The sequence below is a fragment of the Pseudomonas sp. WSY_20 genome (genome assembly GCF_043104335.1).
GTDB lineage: Bacteria > Pseudomonadota > Gammaproteobacteria > Pseudomonadales > Pseudomonadaceae > Aquipseudomonas > Aquipseudomonas parafulva_B.
Map to the genome: position 1 here is coordinate 1 of NZ_JBICKP010000078.1, position 26,763 is coordinate 26,763.

At 62.0% G+C, this 26,763-nt stretch carries 27 protein-coding genes; 18 read left to right on the top strand and 9 right to left on the bottom strand.

Annotated features, from left to right (window positions below):
- Positions 1–44: 44 nt before the first annotated feature.
- A complete protein-coding gene (locus ACF8E5_RS18650; protein ID WP_058604193.1) occupies positions 45–905 on the bottom strand; it encodes a glycine betaine ABC transporter substrate-binding protein in 861 nt (286 codons plus the stop codon).
- Between the two features lie 196 nt (positions 906–1,101).
- On the opposite strand from ACF8E5_RS18650, the gene ACF8E5_RS18655 reads away from it, so the two are divergent.
- Complete coding sequence (locus ACF8E5_RS18655; protein WP_392475654.1) at positions 1,102–2,667, top strand: beta (1-6) glucans synthase; 1,566 nt, start codon at positions 1,102–1,104, stop codon at positions 2,665–2,667.
- A gap of 47 nt (positions 2,668–2,714) precedes the next feature.
- Here ACF8E5_RS18655 and ACF8E5_RS18660 read toward each other — a convergent pair whose 3' ends face one another.
- Positions 2,715–3,068 carry a hypothetical protein gene (locus ACF8E5_RS18660; RefSeq protein WP_392475655.1) on the bottom strand — a complete coding sequence of 118 codons (354 nt, stop codon included), beginning with the start codon at positions 3,066–3,068 and terminating at the stop codon, positions 2,715–2,717.
- A gap of 188 nt (positions 3,069–3,256) precedes the next feature.
- Here ACF8E5_RS18660 and ACF8E5_RS18665 point away from each other — a divergent pair, with 188 nt between their 5' ends.
- Together ACF8E5_RS18665 and ACF8E5_RS18670 are read left to right on the top strand one after the other, a co-directional pair.
- Positions 3,257–4,555, top strand: coding sequence for a serine/threonine protein kinase (locus tag ACF8E5_RS18665; protein WP_058604190.1), 1,299 nt, complete (start codon positions 3,257–3,259; stop codon positions 4,553–4,555).
- Positions 4,548–5,375 (top strand): VacJ family lipoprotein, encoded by an 828-nt coding sequence (locus ACF8E5_RS18670; RefSeq protein WP_058638036.1) that lies wholly within the window; start codon positions 4,548–4,550, stop codon positions 5,373–5,375. The genes ACF8E5_RS18665 and ACF8E5_RS18670 overlap by 8 nt, the downstream gene beginning before the upstream one ends.
- 42 nt (positions 5,376–5,417) lie before the next feature.
- On the opposite strand, the gene ACF8E5_RS18675 is transcribed toward ACF8E5_RS18670, so the two are convergent.
- On the bottom strand, positions 5,418–6,353 hold the full coding sequence (locus ACF8E5_RS18675; protein WP_196127895.1) for a lipid A biosynthesis lauroyl acyltransferase: 936 nt from the start codon (positions 6,351–6,353) through the stop codon (positions 5,418–5,420).
- A 111-nt stretch (positions 6,354–6,464) separates the two neighbouring features.
- Here ACF8E5_RS18675 and minC point away from each other — a divergent pair, with 111 nt between their 5' ends.
- The 7 genes from minC to ACF8E5_RS18710 all read left to right on the top strand — a co-directional run bounded on the left by minC (position 6,465) and on the right by ACF8E5_RS18710 (position 13,162).
- Positions 6,465–7,223, top strand: a complete 759-nt coding sequence (minC, locus tag ACF8E5_RS18680; protein WP_058604187.1) for a septum site-determining protein MinC — start codon at positions 6,465–6,467, stop codon at positions 7,221–7,223.
- Between the two features lie 100 nt (positions 7,224–7,323).
- A complete protein-coding gene (gene minD, locus ACF8E5_RS18685; protein ID WP_012313198.1) occupies positions 7,324–8,136 on the top strand; it encodes a septum site-determining protein MinD in 813 nt (270 codons plus the stop codon).
- A gap of 3 nt (positions 8,137–8,139) precedes the next feature.
- The gene (gene minE / locus ACF8E5_RS18690) at positions 8,140–8,394 is read left to right on the top strand and encodes a cell division topological specificity factor MinE (RefSeq protein WP_009682849.1); all 255 of its coding nucleotides are present in this window, start codon (positions 8,140–8,142) and stop codon (positions 8,392–8,394) included.
- A gap of 147 nt (positions 8,395–8,541) precedes the next feature.
- A complete protein-coding gene (locus tag ACF8E5_RS18695) occupies positions 8,542–9,177 on the top strand; it encodes an RluA family pseudouridine synthase (RefSeq protein ID WP_058638035.1) in 636 nt (211 codons plus the stop codon).
- Positions 9,178–9,364: 187 nt separating this feature from the next.
- Positions 9,365–10,654, top strand: a complete 1,290-nt coding sequence (locus ACF8E5_RS18700) for a M18 family aminopeptidase (protein ID WP_058604185.1) — start codon at positions 9,365–9,367, stop codon at positions 10,652–10,654.
- A gap of 142 nt (positions 10,655–10,796) precedes the next feature.
- Positions 10,797–10,964 (top strand): hypothetical protein, encoded by a 168-nt coding sequence (locus tag ACF8E5_RS18705; RefSeq protein WP_167339350.1) that lies wholly within the window; start codon positions 10,797–10,799, stop codon positions 10,962–10,964.
- 44 nt (positions 10,965–11,008) lie between these two features.
- Positions 11,009–13,162 (top strand): mechanosensitive ion channel family protein, encoded by a 2,154-nt coding sequence (locus tag ACF8E5_RS18710; protein ID WP_100852068.1) that lies wholly within the window; start codon positions 11,009–11,011, stop codon positions 13,160–13,162.
- 54 nt (positions 13,163–13,216) lie between these two features.
- Here ACF8E5_RS18710 and ACF8E5_RS18715 read toward each other — a convergent pair whose 3' ends face one another.
- Complete coding sequence (locus tag ACF8E5_RS18715) at positions 13,217–13,930, bottom strand: UTRA domain-containing protein (protein ID WP_058638034.1); 714 nt, start codon at positions 13,928–13,930, stop codon at positions 13,217–13,219.
- A 325-nt stretch (positions 13,931–14,255) separates the two neighbouring features.
- Here ACF8E5_RS18715 and ACF8E5_RS18720 point away from each other — a divergent pair, with 325 nt between their 5' ends.
- From ACF8E5_RS18720 to ACF8E5_RS18745, 6 genes are all read left to right on the top strand, one after another.
- Complete coding sequence (locus tag ACF8E5_RS18720; protein ID WP_078478954.1) at positions 14,256–15,317, top strand: ABC transporter substrate-binding protein; 1,062 nt, start codon at positions 14,256–14,258, stop codon at positions 15,315–15,317.
- Between the two features lie 147 nt (positions 15,318–15,464).
- A complete protein-coding gene (locus ACF8E5_RS18725; RefSeq protein WP_058604181.1) occupies positions 15,465–16,271 on the top strand; it encodes an alkaline phosphatase family protein in 807 nt (268 codons plus the stop codon).
- Positions 16,268–17,107: an ABC transporter permease subunit gene (locus ACF8E5_RS18730; protein WP_058604180.1), complete on the top strand. Its 840-nt coding sequence runs from the start codon at positions 16,268–16,270 to the stop codon at positions 17,105–17,107. The genes ACF8E5_RS18725 and ACF8E5_RS18730 overlap by 4 nt, the downstream gene beginning before the upstream one ends.
- Positions 17,097–17,891, top strand: a complete 795-nt coding sequence (locus ACF8E5_RS18735) for an ABC transporter permease (RefSeq protein WP_058604179.1) — start codon at positions 17,097–17,099, stop codon at positions 17,889–17,891. The genes ACF8E5_RS18730 and ACF8E5_RS18735 overlap by 11 nt, the downstream gene beginning before the upstream one ends.
- Position 17,892: 1 nt before the next feature.
- Complete coding sequence (locus ACF8E5_RS18740; RefSeq protein ID WP_058604178.1) at positions 17,893–18,882, top strand: ABC transporter ATP-binding protein; 990 nt, start codon at positions 17,893–17,895, stop codon at positions 18,880–18,882.
- A 12-nt stretch (positions 18,883–18,894) separates the two neighbouring features.
- A complete protein-coding gene (locus tag ACF8E5_RS18745) occupies positions 18,895–19,548 on the top strand; it encodes an HAD family phosphatase (protein WP_058604177.1) in 654 nt (217 codons plus the stop codon).
- A gap of 124 nt (positions 19,549–19,672) precedes the next feature.
- Here ACF8E5_RS18745 and ACF8E5_RS18750 read toward each other — a convergent pair whose 3' ends face one another.
- Complete coding sequence (locus tag ACF8E5_RS18750; RefSeq protein WP_078478957.1) at positions 19,673–20,635, bottom strand: NAD(P)H-quinone oxidoreductase; 963 nt, start codon at positions 20,633–20,635, stop codon at positions 19,673–19,675.
- Between the two features lie 141 nt (positions 20,636–20,776).
- Here ACF8E5_RS18750 and ACF8E5_RS18755 point away from each other — a divergent pair, with 141 nt between their 5' ends.
- A complete protein-coding gene (locus ACF8E5_RS18755) occupies positions 20,777–22,858 on the top strand; it encodes a carboxy terminal-processing peptidase (protein ID WP_182139630.1) in 2,082 nt (693 codons plus the stop codon).
- Between the two features lie 157 nt (positions 22,859–23,015).
- On the opposite strand, the gene ACF8E5_RS18760 is transcribed toward ACF8E5_RS18755, so the two are convergent.
- The 4 genes from ACF8E5_RS18760 to ACF8E5_RS18775 all read right to left on the bottom strand — a co-directional run bounded on the left by ACF8E5_RS18760 (position 23,016) and on the right by ACF8E5_RS18775 (position 25,557).
- Complete coding sequence (locus ACF8E5_RS18760) at positions 23,016–23,384, bottom strand: hypothetical protein (protein ID WP_027915781.1); 369 nt, start codon at positions 23,382–23,384, stop codon at positions 23,016–23,018.
- Positions 23,381–23,722: a helix-turn-helix domain-containing protein gene (locus ACF8E5_RS18765; protein ID WP_058638029.1), complete on the bottom strand. Its 342-nt coding sequence runs from the start codon at positions 23,720–23,722 to the stop codon at positions 23,381–23,383. Before ACF8E5_RS18765 ends, ACF8E5_RS18760 begins: the two co-directional genes overlap by 4 nt.
- A gap of 125 nt (positions 23,723–23,847) precedes the next feature.
- On the bottom strand, positions 23,848–24,288 hold the full coding sequence (locus tag ACF8E5_RS18770; RefSeq protein ID WP_058604173.1) for a YkvA family protein: 441 nt from the start codon (positions 24,286–24,288) through the stop codon (positions 23,848–23,850).
- A gap of 492 nt (positions 24,289–24,780) precedes the next feature.
- Positions 24,781–25,557 carry an FKBP-type peptidyl-prolyl cis-trans isomerase gene (locus tag ACF8E5_RS18775; RefSeq protein ID WP_182139627.1) on the bottom strand — a complete coding sequence of 259 codons (777 nt, stop codon included), beginning with the start codon at positions 25,555–25,557 and terminating at the stop codon, positions 24,781–24,783.
- Between the two features lie 325 nt (positions 25,558–25,882).
- Between ACF8E5_RS18775 and map the strand changes: the two genes are divergently transcribed.
- On the top strand, positions 25,883–26,683 hold the full coding sequence (gene map, locus ACF8E5_RS18780) for a type I methionyl aminopeptidase (RefSeq protein WP_058604171.1): 801 nt from the start codon (positions 25,883–25,885) through the stop codon (positions 26,681–26,683).
- Positions 26,684–26,763 lie beyond the last annotated feature (80 nt).

Genomic DNA, 26,763 nt, shown 5'->3' on the forward strand with positions numbered 1-26,763 from the left:
TAAGGCTCGAACGGCTTCATTGCAGGGATCACCGCACAGGCAATTTACTTGCCCGTCCACTCCTTCACTCGCTCTGGGTGCTTGGCCACCCAGTCCTTGGCGGCCGCCTCGGGCTTGGCGCCTTCCTGGATAGCCAGCATCACCTCGCCGATCTCATCCTTGGACTGCCAGCTGAACTTCTTCAGGAACTCGGCCACTTCCGGGGCCTTGGTGGCCAGCTCCTTGCTACCGATGCTGTTGACGGTCTCAGCAGCGCCATACACGCCTTTGGGGTCTTCAAGGAACTTGAGTTTCCATTTGGCGAACATCCAGTGCGGGACCCAGCCAGTCACGGCGATGGACTGCTGCTTGGCGTAGGCACGGCCCAGCTCGGCGGTCATCGCAGCACCGGAACTTGCCTGCAGCTTGTAGCCGGTCAGGTCGTAGTCCTTGATCGCCTGATCGGTCTTGATCATGACACCGGAACCCGCATCGATGCCGACGATTTTCTGCTTGAACGAGGAATCGGTCTTCAGGTCAGCGATGCTCACCGCCTTGACGTACTCAGGCACGATCAGGCCAATCTTGGCATCCTTGAAGTTAGCGCCGTAGTCGACCACGTTGTCCTTGTTCTTGGCCCAGTACTCACCATGGGTCACCGGCAGCCATGCCGACAGCATGGCATCGAGCTTACCGGTGGCCACGCCCTGCCACATGATGCCCGTGGCCACGGCTTGCAGCTTCACATCGTAGCCAAGCTTCTGCTTGATCACCTCGGCGGCCACGTTGGTGGTAGCCACACTGTCTGCCCACCCATCCACGTAACCAATGCTGACTTCTTTGGCCATGGCCTGTGCGCCGCTCAAGGCCAGTGCCAGGGCGGTACCCACGCCCAGGAAACGACGCATTTTTGTTGAAGTAGCCATCAAAGCATTCCCTCGTCAGGTCTTGGAGATTCCATCATCTGCCTGCAACCAAGCCAGACCTGATCCAAGTACGACGCCCAGGCGCTCATACGCGACAGCACTGTGCCATTAGCGGCAGCGGCATGGACCTGCCTGCGCGATCCTTGCATGCCAAAGGTTTGGCGCCGGGCTACTATTGGCCCTTTTGCCCCCGACGATGGACCGCCCGATGCCCAGTTCCCCCCGCCTGCTGACATGTCTATATACCCTTGCCTGCCTGATCGGTCTGCTCGGGCTCGGTGGGCTCTGGTACGGGCTGGGCAGACCGGTGAACCTGCCCGACGCCGCCAATGCCACGCACAAGCTGCAGTGCGCATCCTATACCCCGTTCGACAAAGACCAGTCGCCCTACGACCAACCCATGCAACTGCGCCCGACGCGCATGGACGCCGACCTGGCCCTGCTCGCTGAGCGATTCCAGTGCATCCGCACCTATTCCATGAGCGGTCTTGAGGCTATCCCGGCGCTGGCGCGCAAGCATGGCCTGAAGGTGATGCTCGGGGCCTGGGTCAATGCCCACCCGGCCGATACCGACCGGGAAGTCGCGCTGCTGATCGCCGCCGCCAACGCCAACCCCGATGTGGTCAGCGCCGTCATCGTGGGTAACGAGACCTTGCTGCGCAAGGAAGTCACCGGCAAACGACTGGCCGAGTTGATTGCGCGGGTCAAGCGTCAGGTAAGCGTGCCGGTCACCTATGCCGATGTGTGGGAGTTCTGGCTGCAGCACCCTGAGATCGCGCCTGAAGTGGACTTTCTCACCATTCACTTGCTGCCGTATTGGGAAGACGAGCCACGGGGCATCGACGATGCGCTGGCCCATGTCGCCGACATACGCCGGCAGCTCGGCGAGCGCTTCGCGCCCAAGGACATCCTGATCGGTGAAACCGGCTGGCCCAGCGAAGGCCGACAGCGTGAAACCGCCCTGCCCAGCCGGGTCAACGAGGCGCGCTTCATTCGCGGCTTCGTCGCCATGGCCGAGCACAATGGCTGGCGCTATAACCTGATCGAAGCTTTCGACCAGCCCTGGAAACGCGCCAACGAAGGTGCCGTGGGTGGGTATTGGGGCCTATACGATGCCGATCGGCAGGACAAGGGCATCCTCGAAGGGCCCGTCAGCAACTTGCCCGACTGGCCCACTTGGTGGCTGGGGTGTGCGGCGCTGGCAGCGCTGATGCTGTGCATGGCCGGGCGACCCCGCACACGCACAGGCGCGTGGGCCATGCCGCTGCTGGCCATGTTCGGTGCGGCGTGTCTGGGCCTGTGGGGCGAGTTGATGCGCAGCCACGCCCGTTTCGCCCCGGAGTGGGTGTGGGCAGGGCTGTTGGCGGGGTTGAACGTGCTGGTACTGGCCCGGGCACTGCTGCATCTGGCCCAGCCGCCAGGCGTGCGCGGGCGCTGGTCTGACTGGCTGCAAAAGCGGGCCGGCGGGTTGCTGCTGCTGGCCGGCTTTGCAGGCGCCGTGAGCACATTGGCAATGGTGTTCGACCCCCGCTACCGCAGTTTTCCCAGCGCAGCGTTGGCCTTGCCAGCCCTAGTGTTCGTGCTGTGGCCCGTGCTGACACGGCGACGGGAGGCTACCTTGCTGGCAGGTATCATCGGCCTTGGCATACTGCCGCAGCTATTCATCGAAGGGCTGAACAGCGGACAGGCCTGGCGCTGGGCAGCCGTGAGCGCGCTGATGACGGCTGCCCTGTGGCGCAGCCTGAGGCTCGGCCGCGCCTGATACCTCTTTCTGTCAGCGTCACGGAGCGCCCCCTGGCGGGCGCTCATTTACCTGACCAGACGCAGCCCCGCCAGCACCAATGCGAATACAGCGATGCTCGCGGTGTACAGCACCAATGCTGGCACTGCGAATAACAGGGCAATGCCGGCCAGCCATTTACCAGTCCGCCCCTTTAGCAGCCAGCCAAGCACTGCCAGGGCCAGCCCGACCCAGGCCAGGACCTGGTGGTGAATACCCAACCCCAGCAATGCCCGAACCTCGCACTGCCAATAGGCTGCTGGCTGAGTGCACAACCCTACCCACTGCCCGTCCTCCATCAGCCCGTAGCGCACGCCATAGCTGGCAGCGAGCCAGAGCCCGACGAACATCAGCAGTAATGCGCCAGGTAACGTGCGACCCATTCATTTCTCCACGGTGATTGATCGAAAAAATCCATGATCGCCTACGCCACGGTCTAAGGCAAAATACCTCGCCTGCCTCGACGTTCAGATAACAGGCACACCAAAGGCCATCACGCCCGGCAACTTTGCCACGGCCATCGTGGTCTTAGCTTGCACACGCGCCACCTTGCGTTCTTTTGGGGGATTACATGCTTCGTTCTTTGCGCCTCGCTGCCGTTCTTGGCAGCCTGCTCATGGCTGTGGCCGCTTCTGCGCGGGATATCGACGCCGCGAGCTATGGCTACCCCCTGACCAACCCGTTCGAGGCGACCATCGCCACGACGCCGCCGGATCAGCGCCCGATGCTGCCCAGCGATGACGAGATCGACCAGTCCGACTACAGCCTCACCTTGCGCCCCGAGCGTGAATTCACGCTGCCGGACAACTTCTGGGCGGTCAAGAAACTCAAGTACCGCATGGCCCAACAGGACCACGCCGCCCCGTTGATCTTCATCATTGCCGGCACCGGTGCGTCCTACAGCAGCAGCATCAACGAATACCTTAAAAAGCTGTACTACAAGGCCGGCTTCCACGTGGTGCAGTTGTCCTCGCCCACCAGCTACGATTTCATCAGCGCAGCGTCGCGCTTCGCCACACCCGGCATCAGCCAGGATGACGCCGAAGACATGTACCGGGTGATGCAATCGGTCCGCGCCCAGCACCCTCGCCTGCCCGTGACCGAGTTCTACCTGACCGGCTATAGCCTGGGCGCCCTCGATGCGGCCTTCGTCAGCCACCTGGATGAAACCCGGCGCAGCTTCAACTTCAAGCGTGTGCTGCTGCTCAACCCACCCGTGAACCTCTACACCTCGATCAACAACCTGGACAAGCTGGTGCAGACCCAGGTCAAGGGGATCGACCGGAGCACCACGTTCTATGAGCTGATGCTGGAAAAACTCACGCGCTACTTCCAGGAAAAGGGCTTCATCGACCTCAACGAAGCGCTCTTGTACGATTTCCAGCAGTCGCGCCAGCACTTGTCCAACGAACAGATGGCCATGCTCATCGGCACCTCGTTCCGTTTCTCAGCCGCCGATATCGCCTTCACTTCCGACCTGATCAACCGTCGCGGCCTGATCATCCCACCGAAGGTGAAGATCACCGAAGGCACGAGCCTGACGCCCTACTTCAAGCGTGCCTTGCAGTGCGATTTCGATTGCTACATGACCGAACAGGTCATCCCGATGTGGCGTGCCCGCACCGGTGGGGGCACCATCCTGGAGCTGACCAATCAGGTGAGCCTGTACGCGCTGGCCGACTACTTGCAAAACAGCCCCAAGATCGCCGTGATGCACAATGCCGACGACGTCATTCTCGGCCCAGGCGATATCGGGTTCCTGCGCAAGGTGTTCGGTGATCGCCTGACCCTTTATCCCCATGGTGGCCATTGCGGCAACATCAACTACCGCGTCAACAGTGACGCCATGCTGGAGTTCTTCCGTGGTTAACAAACTGCTCTTTGCCACGGCCCTGCTTGCCGCAGGCCATACCCTGGCCGCCGAGACCGCACCCAGAGCCAGCGTCGTCGAGGCTGATCCGCAGGTGATCGGCACCGCCCCGCTGGCCCCGGAAGCCGACGGCTTCCTCGACCCGTTGCGCGAGTTGAAATTCAACCCGGGCCTGGACCAACGTGAGTTCGAGCGCTCTACCCTCGAAGCGCTGAACGTCTACGACCCGCTCGAGTCGATGAATCGCCGCATCTATCATTTCAACTACCGCCTGGACCAATGGGTGCTGCTGCCGCTGGTCAATGGCTACCAGTACGTCACCCCGCGTTTTCTGCGCAGTGGGGTGACCAACTTCTTCAACAACCTGGGGGACGTGCCCAACCTGTTCAACAGCGTGCTGCAGCTCAAGGCCAAACGCTCGGCCGAGATCACGGCACGGCTGATGTTCAACACGATCATCGGGGTAGGCGGTTTGTGGGACCCGGCGACCAAGATGGGCCTGCCGCGCCAGAGCGAGGATTTCGGCCAGACCCTGGGCTTCTATGGCGTGCCGGCAGGCCCTTACCTGATGCTGCCGCTGTTGGGCCCTTCGAACCTGCGCGACACCGCTGGGCTGGTGGTGGATTATTCCGGCGAGCAGGCGATCAATTACCTGGACATGGCCAAGGTCAGCCGCGAAAATCCGGAATTCTTCGGCCTGCGGGTCATCGACAAGCGCTACACCACCAACTTCCGCTACGGGCAGATGAACTCACCGTTCGAGTATGAAAAGGTGCGCTACGTCTATACCCAGTCGCGCAAGCTGCAGATCGCCGAGTAATCTGGCAGCGCCACTGCCGTCACGGCAGCGGCGCGGTCGCTTTCAACGCCTTTTCTTTTCGTACAGCCTTGGGGCCCCGTCCGGTCGGGACTTGAACCGGCGGTGGGCCCACAAGTACTGCTCGGGGCATTCGCGCAGCACCTGCTCTACCCACTGGTTGATCCGCAGGCAGTCAGCCTCTTCGCTTTCACCGGGGAAATCGCTCAACGGGGGATGAATCACCAACCGATAGCCGCTGCCGTCTTCGAGTCGCTTCTGCGTGAACGGAATGACCTGGGCGCGGCCCAAGCGCGCGAACTTGGTGGTGGCCGTGACCGTGGCTGCCGGGATCCCGAACAAGGGCACGAACAGGCTTTGCTTGGCGCCGTAGTCCTGATCGGGCGCGTACCAGATCGCGCGGCCGGCGCGCAGCAGCTTAAGCATGCCCCTGACATCCTCGCGCTCCACGGCCAGTGAGTCCAGGTTATGCCGTTCGCGTCCGCTGCGCTGGATGAAATCGAACAGGGCATTGCCATGCTCGCGGTACATGCCGTCGATGGTGTGACGCTGGCCGAGCAAGGCCGCGCCGATTTCCAGGGTAGTGAAGTGCACCGCCATCAGGATCGCCCCCTGCCCCGCCTGCTGGGCGGCCTGCAAGTGCTCGAGCCCCTCGACATGCGCCAGGCGCGCCAACCGCGCCTTGGGCCACCACCAGCTCATGGCCATTTCGAAGAAGGCGATGCCGGTCGAGGCGAAGTTGGCCTTGAGCAAGCGCTGCCGTTCGTCCGCCGACCGTTCGGGGAAGCACAGTTCCAGGTTGCGCGCGGCGATACGCCTGCGCTCACCGGCAAAGCGGTACATGATCGCGCCTAACACCGCACCCAGCTTGAGCAGTACACGGTAGGGCAACTGCACCACCAGCCACAGCAGCCCCAGACCCAGCCACAGGCCCCAGAACTTGGGATGAAGGAAATAGGGACGAAAACGCGGGCGATCCATTGAAGCTTCCAGCAAGACATGGGCCGCGCATTCTACAACGGATCGGCTCATGTTGCGGGCAACCGGTCTTATCGTTATAAGTCAGGGCACTTTTTCCGCAACAAGCCGTCTATGCAGACCATGAGCCCAAACCACACCTCCGACACTCCCTCCGTGTTCCAGCTCAAGGGCAGCATGCTTGCCATTACCGTTCTGGAACTGGCGCGCAATGACCTTGAAGCCCTTGATCGCCAGTTGGCGGCCAAAGTGGCCCAGGCGCCGAACTTCTTCAGCAATACGCCGTTGGTGCTGGCGCTGGACAAGCTGCCGGCCGGCGAAGGTGCGATCGACCTGCCTGGCTTGATGCGCATTTGCCGCCACCATGGCCTGCGGACCCTGGCCATCCGCGCTAACCGCATCGAAGACATTGCCGCGGCCATCGCCATCGATCTGCCAGTACTGCCCCCGTCCGGCGCCCGCGAGCGGCCACTGGAACCCGAGCCCGAGGCCAAGAAGCCCGAGCCGGCCCCTGCCCCGCCACCGGTGCTCGAACCCGAGGTACGCGCCACGCGCATCATCACCGCTCCGGTACGTGGCGGCCAGCAGATCTACGCCCAAGGGGGGGACCTGGTGGTCACCGCTTCGGTCAGCCCGGGTGCGGAACTTCTTGCCGATGGCAACATCCATGTGTACGGCGCCATGCGCGGCCGTGCCCTGGCAGGTATCAAGGGCAATACCAAGGCGCGTATCTTCTGCCAGCAGATGACCGCTGAAATGGTCTCGATTGCCGGCCAGTACAAAGTGTGCGAAGACTTGCGCCGCGATCCGTTATGGGGCGCTGGCGTACAAGTCAGCCTGTCTGGCGACGTGTTGAACATCACCCGTCTTTAACGGATACTTGCCAGCATTTTTAGAGCAACTTTTTTATCGTTGCCGTTATTTCAGTTATTTGCAGGGACTTGCGTCCCGATCATTTTAGGGGTGAAACACCTTGGCCAAGATTCTCGTGGTTACTTCCGGCAAAGGGGGTGTGGGCAAGACCACCACCAGCGCCGCCATCGGTACCGGCCTCGCACTGCGTGGCCACAAGACGGTCATCGTCGACTTCGACGTGGGCCTGCGTAACCTCGACCTGATCATGGGCTGCGAACGCCGTGTGGTTTATGACTTCGTCAACGTGGTCAATGGCGAAGCCAACCTGCAACAAGCCCTGATCAAGGACAAGCGCCTGGAAAACCTGTACGTGCTGGCGGCCAGCCAGACCCGTGACAAGGACGCCCTTACCCAGGAAGGCGTCGAGAAGGTCCTGATGGACCTGAAGGAGCAGTTCGAATACGTGATCTGCGACTCGCCGGCCGGTATCGAGAAAGGTGCCCACCTGGCCATGTACTTCGCCGACGAGGCCATCGTGGTCACCAACCCCGAAGTGTCTTCGGTTCGTGACTCCGACCGCATGCTCGGCATTCTGTCGAGCAAGTCGCGCCGCTCGGAAAACGGCGAAGAGCCGATCAAGGAACACCTGCTGATCACCCGTTACCATCCCGAGCGCGTCGTCAAGGGCGAAATGCTGAGCGTGGCCGACGTGGAAGAGATTCTCTCGATCAAGCTCAAGGGCGTGATTCCCGAATCGCAGGCGGTGCTCAAGGCATCCAACCAGGGTATCCCGGTCATTCTCGATGACCAGAGTGATGCCGGCCAGGCGTACAGTGACGCAGTCGACCGCCTGCTGGGCAAAGAGAAGCCGATGCGCTTCATCGATGTACAGAAGAAGGGATTCTTCGAGCGCATTTTCGGGAGCAAATAAACCATGAACCTTTTTGACTTCTTTCGTGGCAGACAGAAACAGACCAGCGCGTCGGTGGCGAAAGAGCGTCTACAGATCATCGTGGCGCACGAGCGCGGACAACGCAGCGAACCGGACTATCTGCCCGAGTTGCAGAAGGAACTGCTGGAAGTGATTCGCAAGTATGTGAACATCGGCAATGACGATGTGCACATCGAGCTGGAAAACCAGGGCAGCTGCTCCATTCTTGAGCTGAACATCACCCTGCCGGATCGCTGATCCGGCAGGGAGCCGGGGCTGCGCTGCAGCCATTCGCGGCACGAGGCCGCTCCGACAAGGGATCGCACTCCCCTGTCGGAGCGGCCTTGCCGCATATGGGGTGCAGCACCGCCCCGCTTTTTCTCCTGATTCAACAGAGACCACGCAATGCCGCTGTCGACCATTCAGATCCTTCACGAAGACGCCGCCATCCTGGTGATCAACAAGCCGACGCTGCTGCTGTCGGTCCCTGGCCGGGCTGAAGACAACAAGGATTGCCTGATCACCCGTCTCCAGGAAAACGGCTATCCCGACGCGCTGATCGTGCATCGTCTGGACTGGGAGACGTCGGGCATCATCCTGCTGGCCCGTGATGCCGACAGCCACCGCGAGCTGTCGCGCCAGTTCCATGACCGGGAAACCGAGAAGGCCTACACCGCCCTGTGTTGGGGGCAGCCGGCACTGGACAGCGGCAGCATCGACCTGCCACTGCGGTATGACCCACCCACCAAGCCACGCCACGTCGTGGACCATGAACAAGGCAAGCATGCGCTGACGTTCTGGCGGGTGGTGGAACGTTGCGGCGAGTACTGCCGTGTGGAGCTGACACCGATCACAGGGCGCTCGCATCAACTGCGTGTGCACATGTTATCGATCGGCCACCCACTGCTGGGTGATCGGCTGTATGCCAACCCTCAGGCCTTGGCCGCCCACGAGCGGCTGTGCCTGCATGCATCGATGCTCAGCTTTACCCACCCGTTGTCCGGTGAACGCCTCAAATTCGAGTGCCCGGCGCCGTTTTGATCGGGCATGGCTGTGTCTTTGCAGTCCATCAGAGCTGCCGGCGCTGCCCTGACCAACTGTGATGCGGGCTGAGGCGCTGTGGCCGGTGTGCGGCCTGTAGCCATCCAGCCAAGTGCGCAACCCACAGCCCGACACCGCTCGGCGACTCAATACGCTAAACTCGCGCCACTGCTGTCTGGAGTGAACTATGCGCGATGTACTCAATGCAGGCCTGATCGATTTTCTCAAGGCCTCCCCTACTCCCTTCCACGCCACCGCCAGCCTGGCCCTGCGCCTGGAGGCCGCTGGCTACCAGCGCCTGGACGAGCGCGAGAGCTGGTCCGTCGTGTCAGGCGGGCGCTATTACGTCACCCGTAACGATTCCTCGATCATCGCGATCAAGATGGGCAGGCAGGCACCGCTGCTCAACGGCATCCGCATGGTCGGCGCCCACACCGACAGCCCCTGCCTGCGGGTCAAGCCGCAACCGGAACTGCAGCGCCAGGGCTTCTTGCAGCTGGGCGTGGAGGTGTATGGCGGGGCCCTGCTGGCGCCGTGGTTCGACCGCGACCTGTCGCTGGCGGGCCGGGTCACCTACCGCCGTGACGGCAAGGTGGAAAGCCAGCTTGTCGACTTCAAGCTGCCGATCGCGGTCATCCCCAACCTGGCCATCCACCTCAACCGTACCGCCAACGATGGCTGGCATATCAACCCGCAGACCGAACTGCCACCGATCCTGGCGCAAGTGGCCGGTGACGAGCGCATCGACTTTCGCGCCCTGCTGACCGAACAACTGGCGCGCGAGCACCAACTCAACGCCGACGTGGTGCTGGACTACGAGCTGAGCTTCTACGATACCCAGGACGCCGCGCAGATCGGGCTCAATGGCGACTTCATTGCCGGTGCCCGCCTGGACAACCTGCTGTCGTGCTACGCCGGGCTGCAAGCCCTGCTGGCCGCCGACAGCGATGAAACCTGCATCCTGGTGTGCAACGACCACGAGGAAGTCGGCAGCAGCTCGGCCTGCGGCGCAGACGGGCCGATGCTCGAGCAGACCTTGCAGCGCCTGTTGCCCGACGGCGATGCCTACGTGCGCACCATCCAGCGCTCGTTGATGGTTTCGGCCGACAATGCCCATGGCGTGCACCCGAACTATGCCGACAAGCACGACGGCAACCATGGCCCGAAACTCAACGCAGGGCCGGTGATCAAGGTGAACAACAACCAGCGCTACGCCACCAACAGCGAAACCGCCGGCTTCTTCCGCCACTTGTGCATGGCCGAGGAAGTACCGGTGCAGAGCTTCGTGGTACGCAGCGACATGGGTTGCGGCTCGACCATCGGGCCCATTGCGGCCAGCCACCTTGGCGTGCGGACGGTCGACATCGGGCTGCCGACCTTTGCCATGCACTCCATTCGCGAGCTGTGCGGCAGCCATGACCTGGCGCACCTGGTGAAGGTCCTGACAGCGTTCTACCGCAGTCACGACCTGCCGTGAGCCACGCAGAGCGCCGCGGAGCTACACACCCGGCGCCAACAGACCGCACTGCTGCACATGGCCTACACGTTCGCCTCAGGCAGGCCGGGCCGGGGGTTAGCGACTATGCTAATGGCATGTCTCACTGCAAAGGACTGTCGCCATGTCACCCTTCCTGGCCCTGCTGATCCCCGTCTGCGCATCCCTGCTGCTGCTCACCCTCGGGTTCGGCCTGCGCGAGCGCGATGTTGGCGTGCTGATGATGTGGGCAGGCACCCTGGGCATCTTCGGCCTGACCTGCTGGAAGATCCTGGAGAAACTGCCGTCATAAACCTCTACACTCGGGCAATCGTTTGACCTGAGGTAGATCTGCCCGTGCCTGCCCTTCTGCGTTACCTGCTTGTCCTGCTGTTGCTGTCCACCGGCCCTGTACACGCAGCAGGCCTGCCCGGCCTTCTCGGTTCCAGTGCCCCCGCCCAGCCCGAGGCTTCCGAGCCGCTGGGCAAATCCCTGGACGAGGTGATCAAGAGCCTTGAGAACGACCAGCAGCGTGCCAAGCTCCTGGCCGACTTGAAAAAGCTGCGCGACGCCACGCAGAAGTCACAACCGAGCGTTGAGCAAGGCGTGCTCGGCTTGATCGGTGGCGCCCTGCACGATTTCGAAAAGCAGTTCACCGGCGAGGCCAACCCGTTCCAGCGCTGGGGCATGGAAATCGACCAGGCCCAGGAGGAACTGGCGGCCTTGATGGTGCCGGTTCACCAATGGCCCGCGATCCTGTTCGGCTTTGCAGCAGTGATTGCGGTGTGGAGCGTGCTGGCATTCGCCTTCAACTGGGTGGGCCATCGGGTTCGCCTGCGGTTCGGCCTGAGCGAAGAACTGCCCCAACATCCCCGCACCTGGGACCTGGTCCGCTTCGCCCTGCGCAAGCTGGGCCCGTGGTTGGTTGCGCTGGTGTTCACGGTGTACCTGAGCTTCGTACTGCCCCCGTCGCTGGGTAAATCGCTGGCCATGGTGCTGGCGTATGCCCTGGTGGTGGGCACCTGCTTCTCGGCCATCTGCGTGATCGCGTTTTCCCTGCTGGACGGCCCACACCGCCACCGGGCATTGCACATCCTGCGCCACCGGGCATTCCGGCCCTTGTGGCTGATCGGCAGCTTTGCCGCCTTCGGCGAGGCCATGAGCGACCCGCGCCTCACCGCTGCGCTGGGCATACACCTGGCCCATGGGGTGGCCACCTTGGCCAACGTCGTCGCCGCGGTGTGCACTGGCCTGTTCATCCTGCGTTTTCGCCGGCCCATCGCCCACCTGATCCGCAACCAACCCTTGTCGCGCCGCCTGACGCGACGAACCCTGAGCGACACCATCGAGATCCTGGGCAGTTTCTGGTTCATTCCGGCGCTGATTCTGGTGGCCATCTCCCTGTTCGCCACTTTCGTCTCGGCCGGTGACACCAGCACGGCGCTTCGCCAGTCACTGATGTGCACGGTGCTGGTCGTGGTGTGCATGGTGCTCAATGGCCTGGTGCGCCGCCACGCCGCCAACCCCAAGCGCGCCGGCAAACGCCATGCGGTGTATGCCGAGCGGCTGCGCAACTTTGGCTACTTGCTGGTGCACCTGTTCATCTGGCTGGTGTTCATCGAACTGGGTCTTCGAGTCTGGGGACTGTCGATGATCAGCTTCGCCGAAGGCGACGGGCATGACATCAGCCTGCGCCTGATGGGCCTGGCAGGCACGCTGATCGTCGCCTGGCTGGTATGGATCCTGGCCGACACGGCGGTACACCATGCGCTGGTCCGCTCGCGCCGCGGCATGGCCAACGCCCGGGCGCAGACCATGATGCCGTTGATCCGCAACGTGATGTTCGTGTTCATCTTCATCATCGCGGTGATCGTGGCCCTGGCCAACATGGGCATGAACGTGACGCCGCTGCTGGCCGGTGCCGGTGTCATCGGCCTGGCGATCGGCTTCGGTGCCCAGTCACTGGTGGCCGACCTGATCACCGGGCTGTTCATCATCATCGAGGACTCCCTGGCCATCGACGACTACGTGGATGTCGGCGGCCACCTGGGCACTGTAGAAGGCCTGACCATCCGCACCGTGCGCCTGCGGGACATTGATGGCATCGTGCACACCATTCCATTCAGCGAAATCAAGAGCATCAAGAACTACTCCCGCGAATTCGGCTACGCGATCTTCCGCGTGGCGATCCCCTACAACATGAACATCGACCAGGCGATCACGCTGGTGCGCGAGGTCGGTCAGAAGCTGCGCAGCGATCCGCTGATGCGGCGCAACATCTGGTCGCCACTGGAGCTGCAAGGTGTGGAGAGCTTCGAGTCGGGGTCAGCAGTGTTGCGCGCCCGCTTCAAGACGGCGCCGATCAAGCAGTGGGAAGTGTCGCGGGCTTTCAACCTGGCACTCAAGCGCCAGCTCGACGAAGCCGGCCTGGACCTGGCAACGCCCAGGCTGTCGGTGCAAGTGGTAACGGCCGGCGCAGGCGCCCTGACACAAGCCGAGGCGTCCAGTTGAAGTCGATTGGCCACGGATCGTGGCCACGCCGGCGCCCCCCGGGAGGCCGCCCGGCTAGCCTGCCTGTGCCCTGATACAGATGGCGTCATGGCGCCAGTATTCCAGGTCGCAGTCGATCAGCTGCCCATGCTGGTCGCTGTTGACCCGGGTGATCTGCAGCCCCGGGCTGCCCGCTGACACCCTTAACGCTCCGGCCGCCTGCACGGGCAATGCGGTGGGCAAGATCTCGAAGCACACCTGCCCGTAGTGCAGACCGTATTGGCGCTCATAGATTTCAGTCAATGACTGCGCCAGGTCGTGTTCGAGGATGGCCGGGAAGTAACGCGGATTGAGGTAGTGCTCGGCGTACAGCACCGCCCTGCCGTCGATACGCCTGAGCCTACAGATGCACACCACACTGGACAACGCCGGCAGCTGCAGCCGCGCGCAGATGGCCGCCGAAGCCGGCTGCAGCCGAGCCGACAGCAGCTCGGTACTGGCGGCTCGCCCCTGCTCACGCACCATTGCATGGAAGTGGCTGCGCGCGATGAGGTCATAGCTCAAGCGCTCGGGGGCGACGAACCAGCCCCGCCGCTCTTCGCGATAGATCAAGCCCCTTGCCTCCAACTGCACCAACGCCTCGCGCAGGGTGATGCGCGTGGTGGCGAAGAGTTCGCTGAGCCGGCGCTCGGCGGGCAGCTTGCCGCCCGGCGCCAACAGGCCGTGCTCGATCTGCTCCTCAAGGGCGTTACAAATGGCTGTTACCGCGCGCGGTGGCATTGGCTGCATCAAAGGTTACCTATCTGGACTAGGCCAGCCCCACGACAGGGCACCGGGCACTGGGTGCAAGCCTAGGCAGGGCTGATGAACATCCCGTGACAAGCCTGCCCGGCTAGCGCTGCCAGAAACGGGCCAAGCCTTGTGAAGCCCGGCTCCCAGGTGGTCTACGCTGTACTGCCAGAAGCCGCGATCAGGCAGCAGGACCTGGGGCTACATCAAATTGTCACGCTACCGGCCTACCTTGGCTCAAGGTTTGCTGACCTAGACCAAGGCTGCAGACAACGGCTTCATACATAACAGCGTTCGGTCGATGCACCCACCCAAGGAGCTACGGATGAAAAAGTTGTTCATGGCGTCACTGCTCGGTTCGGCAATCGCGTTCTGCACGTCGGCCATGGCCGCCGATGACCTCAAGGCACTGGAGGATGCCGCCCGCAAGGAAGGCACGGTCAATAGCGTGGGCATGCCCGATGCCTGGGCCAACTGGAAGGACACCTGGCAGGACCTGGCCAGCAAATACGGGCTCAAGCACAGCGACACCGACATGAGTTCGGCCCAGGAAATCGCCAAGTTCGAGGCGGAAAAAGACAATGCCAGTGCCGACATCGGCGACGTGGGCGCAGCGTTCGGGCCCATTGCCATTGCCAAGGGCGTAAGCCAGCCGTACAAGCCAAGCACCTGGGACCAGGTGCCAGCGTGGGCCAAGGACAAGGATGGCCATTGGGCGCTGGCCTACACCGGCACCATCGCGTTCATCATCAACAAGGACCTGGTCAAAGAATCAGAGCGGCCCAAGACCTGGCACGACCTGGAACGCGGCAAGTACAAGGTGGCCATCGGTGATGTCGGCACCGCCGCCCAGGCCGCCAACGGCGTGCTGGCCGCCGCCATCGCCTACAAGGGCGATGAGAGCAACGTGGCCCCAGGCCTGCAACTGTTCACCAAACTGGCCCAGCAAAAACGCCTGTCCCTGGCCAACCCGACCATCCAGACCCTGGAAAAGGGCGAGGTGGAAGTGGGCGTGGTCTGGGACTTCAATGGCTTGAGCTACCGCGATCAGATCGACCCCAAGCGCTTTGAAGTGCTGATCCCATCGGACGGCTCAATCACCTCGGGCTACACCACCATCATCAACAAGTACGCCAAGCACCCCAATGCAGCGAAACTGACGCGTGAATACATCTTCAGCGATGCCGGGCAGATCAACCTGGCCAAGGGGCACGCACGCCCGATTCGCGCCGAGCACCTGAAGCTGCCGGAGGATGTGCAGGCCAAATTGCTGCCCAACGAGCAATACGCGCCTGCGCAACCGATCAAGAATGCCGAAGTGTGGGAAGCGACCTCCAAGAAGCTGCCGCAGTTGTGGCAAGAACAGGTAATCATCGAAATGGAATGAAGCAGGCAAACTGGCCTGCCAACTGCCATGCGGGTCGTCCTGCCTGCGTGGCAGCCCTAGCGAGCCGGCGTCGCGCCAGCAGTAACCCCCTGGCGCGGCGCCGCGCACTGCAGGCGCCCTCTCCCCGATGTTTTTGCGGAGTCATCAATGAGCCACAACGTCATCCTGGTGCTGTTGGACGGGCTGAACTATCAGGTTGCCCACCACGCCATGGGCCATTTGCACGCCTATGTCGAGGCTGACCGCGCCGCGCTTTACCGCATGGAGTGCGAACTGCCATCGCTGTCCCGCCCGCTGTACGAGTGCATTCTCACAGGTGTTCCCCCTATCGACAGCGGCATCGTGCATAACAACGTCAACCGGCTTTCCAACCAGCGCAGCGTGTTCCACTACGCCCGCGAGGCCAACCTGGGCACGGCAGCCGCGGCCTATCACTGGATGAGCGAGCTGTACAACCGCTCGCCTTTCGACCCCCAGCGTGACCGGCACACCCACGCCCCCAAGTTGCCCATCCAGCATGGGCTGTTCTACTGGGACGATCGCTACCCCGATTCACACCTGCTGGCCGACGGCGAATACCTGCGCCGGCGTCATGCGCCCAATTTTCTGCTGGTGCACCCGATGAGCATCGACGATGTGGGCCACCACCATGGGCTGGACAGCAGCCAATACCGCAATGCTGCCCGCAGCGCAGACATCCTGCTGGCCGACTATCTGCCCAAGTGGCTCGACGAGGGCTACCAGGTGCTGGTGACCGCCGACCATGGCATGAACAACGACCGCTCGCACAACGGCCTGCTGGCCGAAGAGCGCGAAGTGCCCTTGTTCGTGTTCGGCGCAGCCTTCAGCCTCGACCCTTCGGCCAAGCCGCTGCAGACCGACCTGTGCGGGACCATCTGCGAGTTGCTCGGCGCCGCTCACGACAAATCGGTCTGCCGGGAGTTGCTCAAATGAGCCAGTCGCCCCGTGGTCGGTACCTGGCATTGTTGTGCCTGGTGCCCTTCGCTGTCGTTTTCGTGGTCTTCCAGATTGCCCCGCTGGCCTGGGTGGCGCTGAGCAGCCTGCAGTCGGAGGCAGGTTGGGGCATGGACAATTTCAGCAAGGTGTTCGCCTCCAAGTTCTACCTGCAAGCCCTGCAACGCAGCCTGGAGATCAGCTTCTGGTCCAGCCTGTTCGGCATCATCATCGCGACCCTGGGCGCCTATTCGCTACGTCAGGTGGACTCACGGCTGCGCGACTTCGTCAGCGCCTTTGCCAACATGACCAGCAATTTTGCCGGCGTGCCGCTGGCGTTCGCGTTCATCATCCTGCTCGGTTTCAACGGCGCATTGACCCTGTTGCTCAAGCAGATGGGCCTGCTGGAAGACTTCAGCATCTACTCCAAGAGCGGGCTGATCTTGGTTTACACCTATTTCCAGATCCCACTGGGTGTCCTGCTGCTGTACCCGGCCTTCGACGCGCTGCGCGAAGACTGGCGCGAGTCGGCTGCGCTGCTGGGTGCTAACCACTGGCAGTTCTGGCGGCACATCGGGCTGCCGGTGCTAGCCCCGGCGCTGCTGGGCACCTTCGTCATCCTGCTGGCCAACGCCCTGGGCGCCTATGCCACGGTCTATGCCCTGACCACCGGCAACTTCAACGTACTGCCCATTCGCATCGCGGGCCTGGTGGCCGGCGACATCAGCCTTGATCCGAACCTTGCCAGTGCCCTGGCAATGGTGCTGGTCGGGCTGATGACAGTGGTCACCGTGGTGCATCAATGGTTGTTGAAAAGGAGCTACCATGCGCGCTGATTCCCGTAGCGGCGGCTGGTACCACCGCGCCGTGGTCTACCTGCTGTTTCTCATTCTGCTGATGCCACTGGCCGGCACCCTGCTCTACTCCCTGGCCACCAGTTGGTCGGCCACTCTACTACCCAGCGGCCTGACCCTGAAGTGGTACGTGGCGTTGTGGAGCGAGCCGCGCTTTCTGGCAGCGTTCGGCCAGTCGTTGCTGGTGTGCGTTGGTGCGTTGCTGCTATCGGTGGTGCTGATCCTGCCGCTGCTGTTCGTGGTGCATTATCACTTCCCCCGGCTCGACGCGTTGATGAATGTCCTGATCCTGCTGCCGTTTGCCGTGCCACCTGTGGTGTCGTCGGTGGGGTTGCTGCAACTGTATGGCAGTGGGCCGATGGCCATGGTGGGGACACCGTGGATCCTGATCGGCTGCTACTTCACCATTGCCCTGCCCTTCATGTACCGGGCCATCACCAACAACTTGCAGGCCATCAACCTGCGCGACCTGATGGACGCGGCGCAATTGCTGGGCGCCAGCACCTGGCAGGCGGCTTTGCTGGTGGTACTCCCCAACCTGCGCAAAGGCCTGATGGTGGCCCTGTTGCTGTCGTTCTCGTTCCTGTTCGGGGAGTTCGTGTTCGCCAACCTGCTGGTGGGCACGCGCTACGAAACCCTGCAGGTCTACCTCAACAACATGCGCAACAGCAGCGGCCACTTCAACAGTGCGCTGGTGATTTCCTATTTCGCCTTCGTGCTGATTTTGACGTGGGTCGCCAATCGCCTGAACAAGGACAAGACCTGAGATGAGCTACGTCAGCGTACGCAACCTGCAAAAAAGCTACGCCGGTAGCCCGGTATTCAGCCAGATCGACTGCCAGATCGAACGGGGCGAGTTCATCACTCTGCTCGGCCCTTCAGGGTGCGGCAAGTCCACGCTGCTGCGCTGCATCGCCGGGCTCACGCCGGTCGACAGCGGGCAGATCCTGCTCGACGGCATTGACATCGTGCCGCAGAGCCCGCAAAAGCGCGGCATCGGTATGGTGTTCCAGAGTTATGCGCTGTTTCCCAACATGACGGTGGAGCAGAACGTTGCCTTCGGGCTGCGCATGCAGAAGGTCAGGGGTGATGAGAGCCAGGCAAGGGTGCGAGAGGCATTGCAGCTGGTGGAATTGAATGACTTCGCCGCACGTTACCCTCATCAATTGTCTGGCGGGCAATGCCAGCGCGTCGCCCTGGCCCGCTCCCTGGTCACCCGGCCCCGACTGCTGTTGCTCGATGAGCCGCTTTCGGCACTCGATGCGCGCATTCGCAAACACCTGCGTGAGCAGATTCGCGCCATCCAGAGGGAACTGGGCTTGACCACGATCTTCGTTACCCATGACCAGGAAGAAGCCTTGACGCTGTCGGACCGCATCTTCCTGATGAATCAGGGCCGTATCGTGCAAAGCGGCGATGCAGAGACCCTCTACACGGCCCCGGTGGACCTGTTTGCCGCCGGCTTCATCGGCAATTACAACCTCCTCGATGCCGACAGTGCCAGCCGCCTGTTGCAGCGCCCTGTCTCCGGGCGTCTGGCCATACGCCCCGAATCCATCACGCTGGGCCTGCACGGCGAACTCGACGCCCAGGTGCGCAGTCACAGCCTGCTGGGCAACGTGATACGTTATCGGGTGCAGGTGCGTGAGGTAGAGCTGGTGGTGGATGTGCTCAACCGCTCGCCGGCCGACCTGCATGCCGATGGGCAGCGGGTCAGCGTGTCGATAGACCCCAGTGCGCTACGGGAAGTGGCTTAAGGAGATGCATGTATGGCGCTAGCCATTTTCGATCTGGACGAAACCCTGATCCACGGCGACTGCGCGTCACTGTGGAGCGAACACATGGCACGGCTGGGATGGGTGGATGGCGAGACGTTCTTGCGCCGTGACCACGCGCTGATGGAGGCCTACGGCAAAGGCGAACTGGCGATGGAAGACTACATGGCATTCAGCCTGGAGCCGATTGCCGGGCGGACCCTGGAAGAAGTCGCACACCTGGTCGAGCCGTGGGTGGAAGAGGTTATCGAACCGATCATTTTCGGCGATGCCTGCCGCTGCATTGCCGAGCATCGCAAGCGCGGGGACCGGGTGCTGATCATCTCGGCGTCAGGCGTACACCTGGTTGGGCCGATTGCTGCGCGCCTGGGCGTGGACGAATACCTGGCCATCGATCTGGACGCCCACAACGGCGTCTATACCGGCCGGACCCACGGCGTACTCACTTACCGGGAAGGCAAGATCACCCGCTTGCTGGCCTGGCTGGACCAGGAGCAGGAAAACCTGGAGGGCGCGAGCTTCTATTCGGACTCGCGCAATGACCTGCCCCTGTTGCTGAAGGTGGATCACCCTTGTGCCGTGAACCCGGACCCGGTGTTGCGCGAGCATGCGCAAGCTCACGGTTGGCCTATCTTGAGCTGGCACTGAACCCGCGCTCGCTGTTCAGTGCCAAACACTTGCCCTGCCTCCCCTCAAGCCTGCGCTCGGGCAGGCTTAAGGGCCCATCAGGGCGCCATGACGCCAGTGAGCGAGCAGTCAAACGGGTCCGGCACTAGGCCAGGCTTGGGTCGATGATCATGACCAGCTTGCCGGACACCTGGTTGGTCTCGAGTTCGGCGTAGGCTGCCTGGGCGAACTCCACCGGATAGGTATCGACCAACTGCGGTGACAACCGGCCTTCGGCGAACAGCGGCCAGACTTGCTGGCGCAAGTCACTCAACAGTTCGGCCTTGAACGCATCGTCACGGTTGCGCAAGGTCGAACCTGTAATCTGCGCCCGCTTGGCCATGACCTGGGCAAGATCCAGTTCGAACTTGCGTCCACCCATCACGCCAATGATCACCCAGCGCCCGTCGCGGGCCAGCAGCTTGAGGTTGAGCTCGCCATAGCTGGCGCCGACCGGGTCGAGAATCACATTGAATGGGCCGATGGCTTCCAGGTCATCGAGGTTCTGGTTGCGCACAACGCCCCCTGCCGCGCCCAAGGCCTGGCAATACGCCAGTCGCTCGGCTGAACCGACGCTGACCCACACGCTGTTGCCGAACGCTTTGCACAGCTGAATGGCAGCCGACCCCACGCCGCTGGCACCGGCGTGCACCAGCACCTTCTCGCCGGCCTTGACGCCGCCCAGCTGGAAGATGTTCAGCCACGCCGTGGCGTAGACTTCCGGCAGGGCCGCCGCTTCATGCAGACTGAGCCCTTCGGGCACGGGCAGAACGTGCCGCGCATCAACGATCACTTCCTCGGCCATGGCACCGCTGGCCAGCAGTGCGCACACCCTGTCGCCCACCTGCCAGGCTGTCCCGGCCCCCACTTCTGCGATCACACCGGCACATTCCAGGCCCATGTAGGGGCTGGCGCCGGGCGGCGGCGGATAGAGCCCTTTCATCTGCAGCAAATCGGCACGGTTCAACCCCGCAGCCGCGACCCGGATGCGTACTTGTCCTGCATCACACGCAGGACGTTCGGCTTCGACCCAGGTGACATGTCCGTCAACGCCTTGCAATGCCTTCACAGTGCCTCCATAGTTGAATCATATGACCGAGCCTGGGCACCCGTGCCCAGGCTTTTTGCAGTATGCGCCCGGTTTTATGGAACCGGCGAACGGAAAAGACGGCCTACTATGCGTGATCAATTGCCCCCACGTCGAATCAGCATGAAGCATTTCCTACCTAGCACCGCCCTGGCACTGATGATCGGCCTTGGCAGCCTTACGCTCGGCGGCAATGCGGCGGCCGCCAACAAATGGGATAGCCTGCAACCGGACCGCGACGAAATCGTCGCCAGCCTCAACGTGGTGGAGCTGCTCAAGCGCCATCACTACAGCAAGCCGCCGTTGGATGACGCCCGTTCGGTCATCATCTACGACAGCTACATCAAGCTGTTGGACCCGGCACGCAGCTATTTCACCGCCGCCGACATCGCCGAGTTCGACAAGTGGAAGACGCAATTCGACGACTTCCTCAAAAGCGGCAACCTCGACCCTGGCTTCACCATCTACAAGCGCTACCTGGACCGGGTCAAGCAGCGCCTGGACTTCGCCTTGGCCGAGCTCAACAGGGGCGTGGACAAGATCGACTTCACCGTCAATGAGACCTTGCTGATCGACCGCAAGGACGCGCCTTGGCTCAAGGACCAGGCTGCCCTGGACGAGTTGTGGCGTAAACGCGTCAAGGACGAGGTGCTGCGCCAGAAGATCGCTGGCAAAGAGCCCAAGCAGATTCAGGAAACCCTGATCAAGCGCTACAAGAATCAGCTGGCACGTCTGGATCAGACCCGGGCGGAAGACATCTTCCAGGCGTACATCAATACCTTTGCCCAGTCGTACGATCCGCACACCAACTACCTGTCGCCTGACAACGCCGAAAACTTCGACATCAACATGAGCCTGTCGCTTGAAGGGATCGGCGCGGTACTGCAAAGCGACAACGATCAGGTCAAAATCGTGCGCCTGGTGCCCGCCGGTCCTGCGGCCAAGACCAAGCAGGTCGCGCCGGCTGACAAGATCATCGGCGTAGCCCAGGGCAACAAGGAAATGGTCGACGTCGTCGGCTGGCGCCTGGACGAAGTGGTCAAGCTGATTCGTGGCCCCAAGGGCTCGGTGGTACGCCTGGAAATCATCCCGGCGAGCAACGCCCCCAGCGACCAGACCAGCAAGATCGTGTCGATCACGCGTGAAGCGGTCAAGCTTGAAGAGCAGGCGGCCAAGAAGTCCGTGCTCAAGCTCAAGCAGGACGGGCGTGACTACAAACTCGGCATCATCGAGATCCCGGCGTTCTACCTCGACTTCAAGGCCTACCGCGCAGGTGACCCGGAGTACAAGAGCACCACGCGTGACGTGAAGAAGCTGCTGACCGAGCTGCAAAAAGAGAAAGTCGACGGCGTGGTCATCGATTTACGCAACAACGGCGGTGGCTCGCTGCAGGAAGCGACCGAGCTCACTAGCCTGTTCATCGAAAAAGGCCCCACCGTACTGGTACGCAACAGCGATGGCCGTGTCGATGTGCTTGAAGATGAAAACCCAGGTGCCTTCTACAAGGGGCCGCTGGCGTTGCTGGTCAACCGCTTGTCCGCCTCGGCATCGGAGATTTTCGCCGGCGCCATGCAGGATTATCACCGCGCGTTGATCATTGGCGGCCAGACCTTCGGCAAGGGCACCGTGCAGACCATCCAGCCACTCAACCATGGCGAGCTCAAGCTGACCCTGGCCAAGTTCTACCGCGTTTCCGGGCAGAGCACCCAGCACCAGGGTGTATTGCCGGACATCGACTACCCGTCGATCATCGACACCAAGGAAATCGGCGAAAGCGCCCTGCCCGAAGCGATGCCGTGGGACACCATCCGCCCGGTCGTCAAGCCTGCGGTAGACCCCTTCAAGCCTTACCTGGCCCAGCTTAAGGCTCAACACCAGGCGCGCAGCGACAAGGATGCCGAGTTCATCTACATCCGCGACCGTCTGGCATTGACCCAGAAACTGATGACCGAGAAGACTGTCAGCCTCAACGAGCAGGCACGCCGGGCGCGCCACGATGAAGTCGAGGCCAAGCAGCTGGCACTGGAAAACATCCGCCGCAAGGCCAAGGGTGAAGAACCGCTCAAGGAGCTGAAAAAAGAAGACGAGGATGCACTGCCGGCCGAGGATGAAAACACCAAGCCGGAAGACGACGCCTACCTGTCGGAAACCGGGCGCATCCTGATCGATTACCTCAGCGCCAGTACCAAGGTGGCTAAAAAGTAGCGCCAGACCCTGGGGAGGGACGAATCATTCGCCACCCTCCCTGATGTGTAATCAAAAGCCGGGCTCATTGATGCCCGGCTTTTCTTTTGGGTCATTGATAGGTGCGACTGGCCAATGACTGGATGGCACAGCGCCGATGAACGCGCGCTGTGCTTGGTCAGGCGGGGTCGGGGTACGTGTATTCGAATACGCGCGCGACCTCAGAGGCATGCCAGGACGCGGCCTCCATGCCATCGACAGGCCCTGTGAAGCGCCCCAGCCGCTCCACACACTCAAAGAAGCCGGTGCGCGGCAAACGGCTGGCACCCTGGCTGATCACCAGTGAACTGCGCAGGGGTTGTTCGGCACGCGCATCCAGCACCGCCAGGTACTCAAGCGCCGCGGTCAGGGTCTGCATGGCAGGGCTTGGCAGTTGCAGGCGTTCGATGAGCGCTCGGTAGGTCAGCAAATGACGTTGGCGTCGGGCCAGATCCAGCTCGCCCAGCAGGTTGTCCCAATGCTGGCGGCTGATCCTGACCTGACTCATGAAGCCTCGCTCCAGCCAGGCACACCCAGGTGCCAGGCCAGCGCACGGCGAATGGCGGCGTCGGGCTGCCGCTCACCCGATTCGATCATCGCCAGGTAGGCCGGGCTGACGCCCACATTGCGGGCCAGGTGCTCGGCGGCGATACCCTTGTCCCGGCGTATGGCCCCAACGTCGGCAAAGGCAGGCAGGGCGGCGTGCGAGTCGTTTTCTTGCACAGGTGCAGATGCCGGAGTATTCGCTGGGGCCTGCCCTGCCGCTTTGAGCAGCGCTTGGTAGTCTTCCCACGCTACGACGGCATACTCGGGTTGACCGTCCCGGCTGATGACCTGAATATCCATTGCAAAACCCCTTCGAGAGGATTACTGGAGGTAATCCATTGGCGTGTTTCATGTGCCAATTATATGACCAAGTTCAGGATCTTTGCAGTCGAGCCCTTCCAGGGGATCCCTGTGTCACTCACGCCTCAAGGGATTTCACGCTCCAGACGCAGGTCTTCGGGGGTAGCTGGAAGACGCTCTACCACCTGCAGCCGCTCTGGGGACTGGCTGTCTCGCCAGGCCTTGAAGCGCTCCAGTTCATCGGAAACGGTCTTGAGCACCCACCCCAGCACGGCGATGTCATCCAGAAAGCCTACGCCCAGCAACCAGTCAGGGATGGCATCGATGGGGCTTACGAAATACAGCAGGCCGGCAACGATCGTAATCAATGCCTTGCGGTTGATCGCCCGGTATTCGCCACGCCACCAGGCCAGACACAGGGCCTGCATCAACTTCACGTCTTCGCGCAGCTTGCCCAAGCGTGGCCCTTTGCGGGCCACGGCAAACAGCAGCGCTGGCAAGCGCCCACGACTGAGCAGGCGCTCGGCCAGGGGCAGGAAGCGCGCGAAATTCCAAGGTGCATTCATGGTGCCTCCAGACGGAAAAGGTTATCCACATTTATTGTGGATAACCTTGTGAACAGGGGGACGTTTTTGAGCCCGTTGGCCCATAAACAAGGCGCCGGACAAGATCGGGCATTTTTTACACAGCGGTTACAGCTCACTGCGCAGGTCCGCCCTAGGACCGTAATTTCAGACGCAGCTTACAATGGGTGCCTGTCCTTGTTCGGACAGTGTGTGCCGGGGCAGGTTCGAATGGGGTATGCCTGAACACGTAGGTACTGCAAGGCAGCCTCGCCACTGGTTCAGTACGGCTCTGAGTGTTATCAGGCACCCGTGCAGGAGGATTACGCTGTACCCGTGTAGGAACGGCCCTGCCGGGACGCCGAATCGGTGGCGTAGGATCTCTAGGATCTGGCTTCGCCACACAAACCATTGGGGCCGCAAAGCGGCCCCAATGGGATTGAGTGAGCCGAACTCTCCGTGAGGACGGCGCGCTCGTTTCAACCGAAATACCGCTTACTTAGCAGGTGCTTCAGCCGGTGCTTCAGCCGGTGCTTCAGCCGGTGCCTCGGCCTCAGGCTCACCGCCTTGCAGCTGCGCGGGGTCCTTGATCGCGATCAGTTCCAGGTCGAACACCAGAACCGAATTGGCCGGAATCAATGGGCTCGGGCTCTGGGCGCCGTACGCCAGGTCAGCAGGGATGAACAACTTGTACTTCTCGCCAACGTGCATCAATTGCAAGGCTTCGACCCAACCTGGGATCACGCCACTGACCGGCAGGTCGATCGGGCTGCCACGCTCGACGGAGCTGTCGAAGACCTTGCCGTCGATCAACTTGCCTTCATAGTGAACTGTCACTACATCGGTTGGCTTGGGCTGCGGGCCATCGGCCTTCTTGATCACCTCGTATTGCAGGCCCGAGGCGGTGGTCACCACGCCTTGCTTCTTGCCGTTTTCCTCAAGGAATTTCTTGCCCGCAGTGGCCGCCTCTTCGCTGGCCTTGGCCAGGCGCTCTTCGGCACGCTTTTGCAAGGCAGTGAAGGCTTCTACCAGCTCTTCGTCCTTCAGGCGCTGCTCTTTCTTACCAACGGCATCCTCGATACCCAGCGCTACCGCCTTGGAATCAAGGTCATCCATGCCTTCTTGTGCCAGGCTCTTGCCCATGTTCAGGCCAATGCCGTAGGAAGCTTTCTGCGCAGGCGTTTTCAGTTCGGGGCTGCTGGCCTGCTGATCACAACCAGCCAGTACCAGGCCTACCAGGGCAACCGCAGCCGCCAAACGATGCTGTTTCATGCTAATTCCTTGTTCATGCGCCATAAGGGCAATCAGGGTAGAGGCCGCGAGCTTAGCAGGCGGCCCTCACCAATGGCTACCGGCATAGGAGCGGGTTTGAGTAAGTAAGTTCAGCAAGTGAATCGTTATTCATCAACCAGGCAACGGCCATGTGCCATGACCTGGAAGATCCCCCTTTCGTGCGCCTCATGTCGTACCGAAAACAGCAGGTGGCGACAGGAAATTCATCCACGCCCAAGTGTCGCACTCGTGCTCGAGGCTGGCATGTGGGTATGCCGTGGGTCTATGCTCTGAGGCATTCTAGCTGGAGTGATTGTTCGCGTTTATGTCCAAGGTCATCATCAAATCCCCCGCCGAGCTCGACCTGATGCGCCGCGCGGGTCAACTGCTTGCACAGGTGTTCGCCGAACTCGACAGGTTCATACGTCCAGGCGTCACCACCCTGCAGATCAATGACCACGCCGAAGACTTCATCGTCCAGACCTTGAGGGCCAGGCCGGCAAGCAAAGGTCAGTACGGCTTCCCCTTTGCGCTCAACACCTCGGTCGATCATGTCGTGTGCCATGGCATGCCAGACGCCCATGAAGTCCTTGAAGAAGGTTCGATCGTCAACGTCGACATCACGCTGGAGCAAGGCGGTTACATCGCTGACTCTTCGAAGATGTATGCCATTGGGCAGATCGATGATGAAGCCCGGCGCCTGGTCGACACCACCTACGCGGCGCTGTGGAAAGGCATCGAGCAAGTGCGACCCGGCGCGACCCTGGGTGACATTGGCCACGCCGTACAGGCTCATGCCGAGGCCGCAGGTTACAGCGTGGTCCGTGAGTATTGTGGCCATGGCATTGGCCAGCAGATGCATGAAGCGCCGGAGGTGCTGCATGTGGGTCAGCGCGGCATGGGCATGAGGCTCAAGCCAGGCATGGTGTTCACCATCGAGCCCATGATCAACCAGGGCGGGCGTGGCACCCGCACGCTCAAGGATGGCTGGAGCGTGGTGACCCGTGACGGCAGCCTGTCAGCACAATGGGAGCACACGGTGGCCGTGACGGACGAAGGTTTCGAGGTACTGACCCTGCGGGCCGAAGAGCGCCAAGGCTTGAATGGCCAGGCTGCGCGAGCCTGAACAGCGTCTACAGAGACTGAACTGCAGGCGTAAAAAAAGCGACCCTAAGGTCGCTTTTTTTGTTGCTTCAGGGTGTTCAG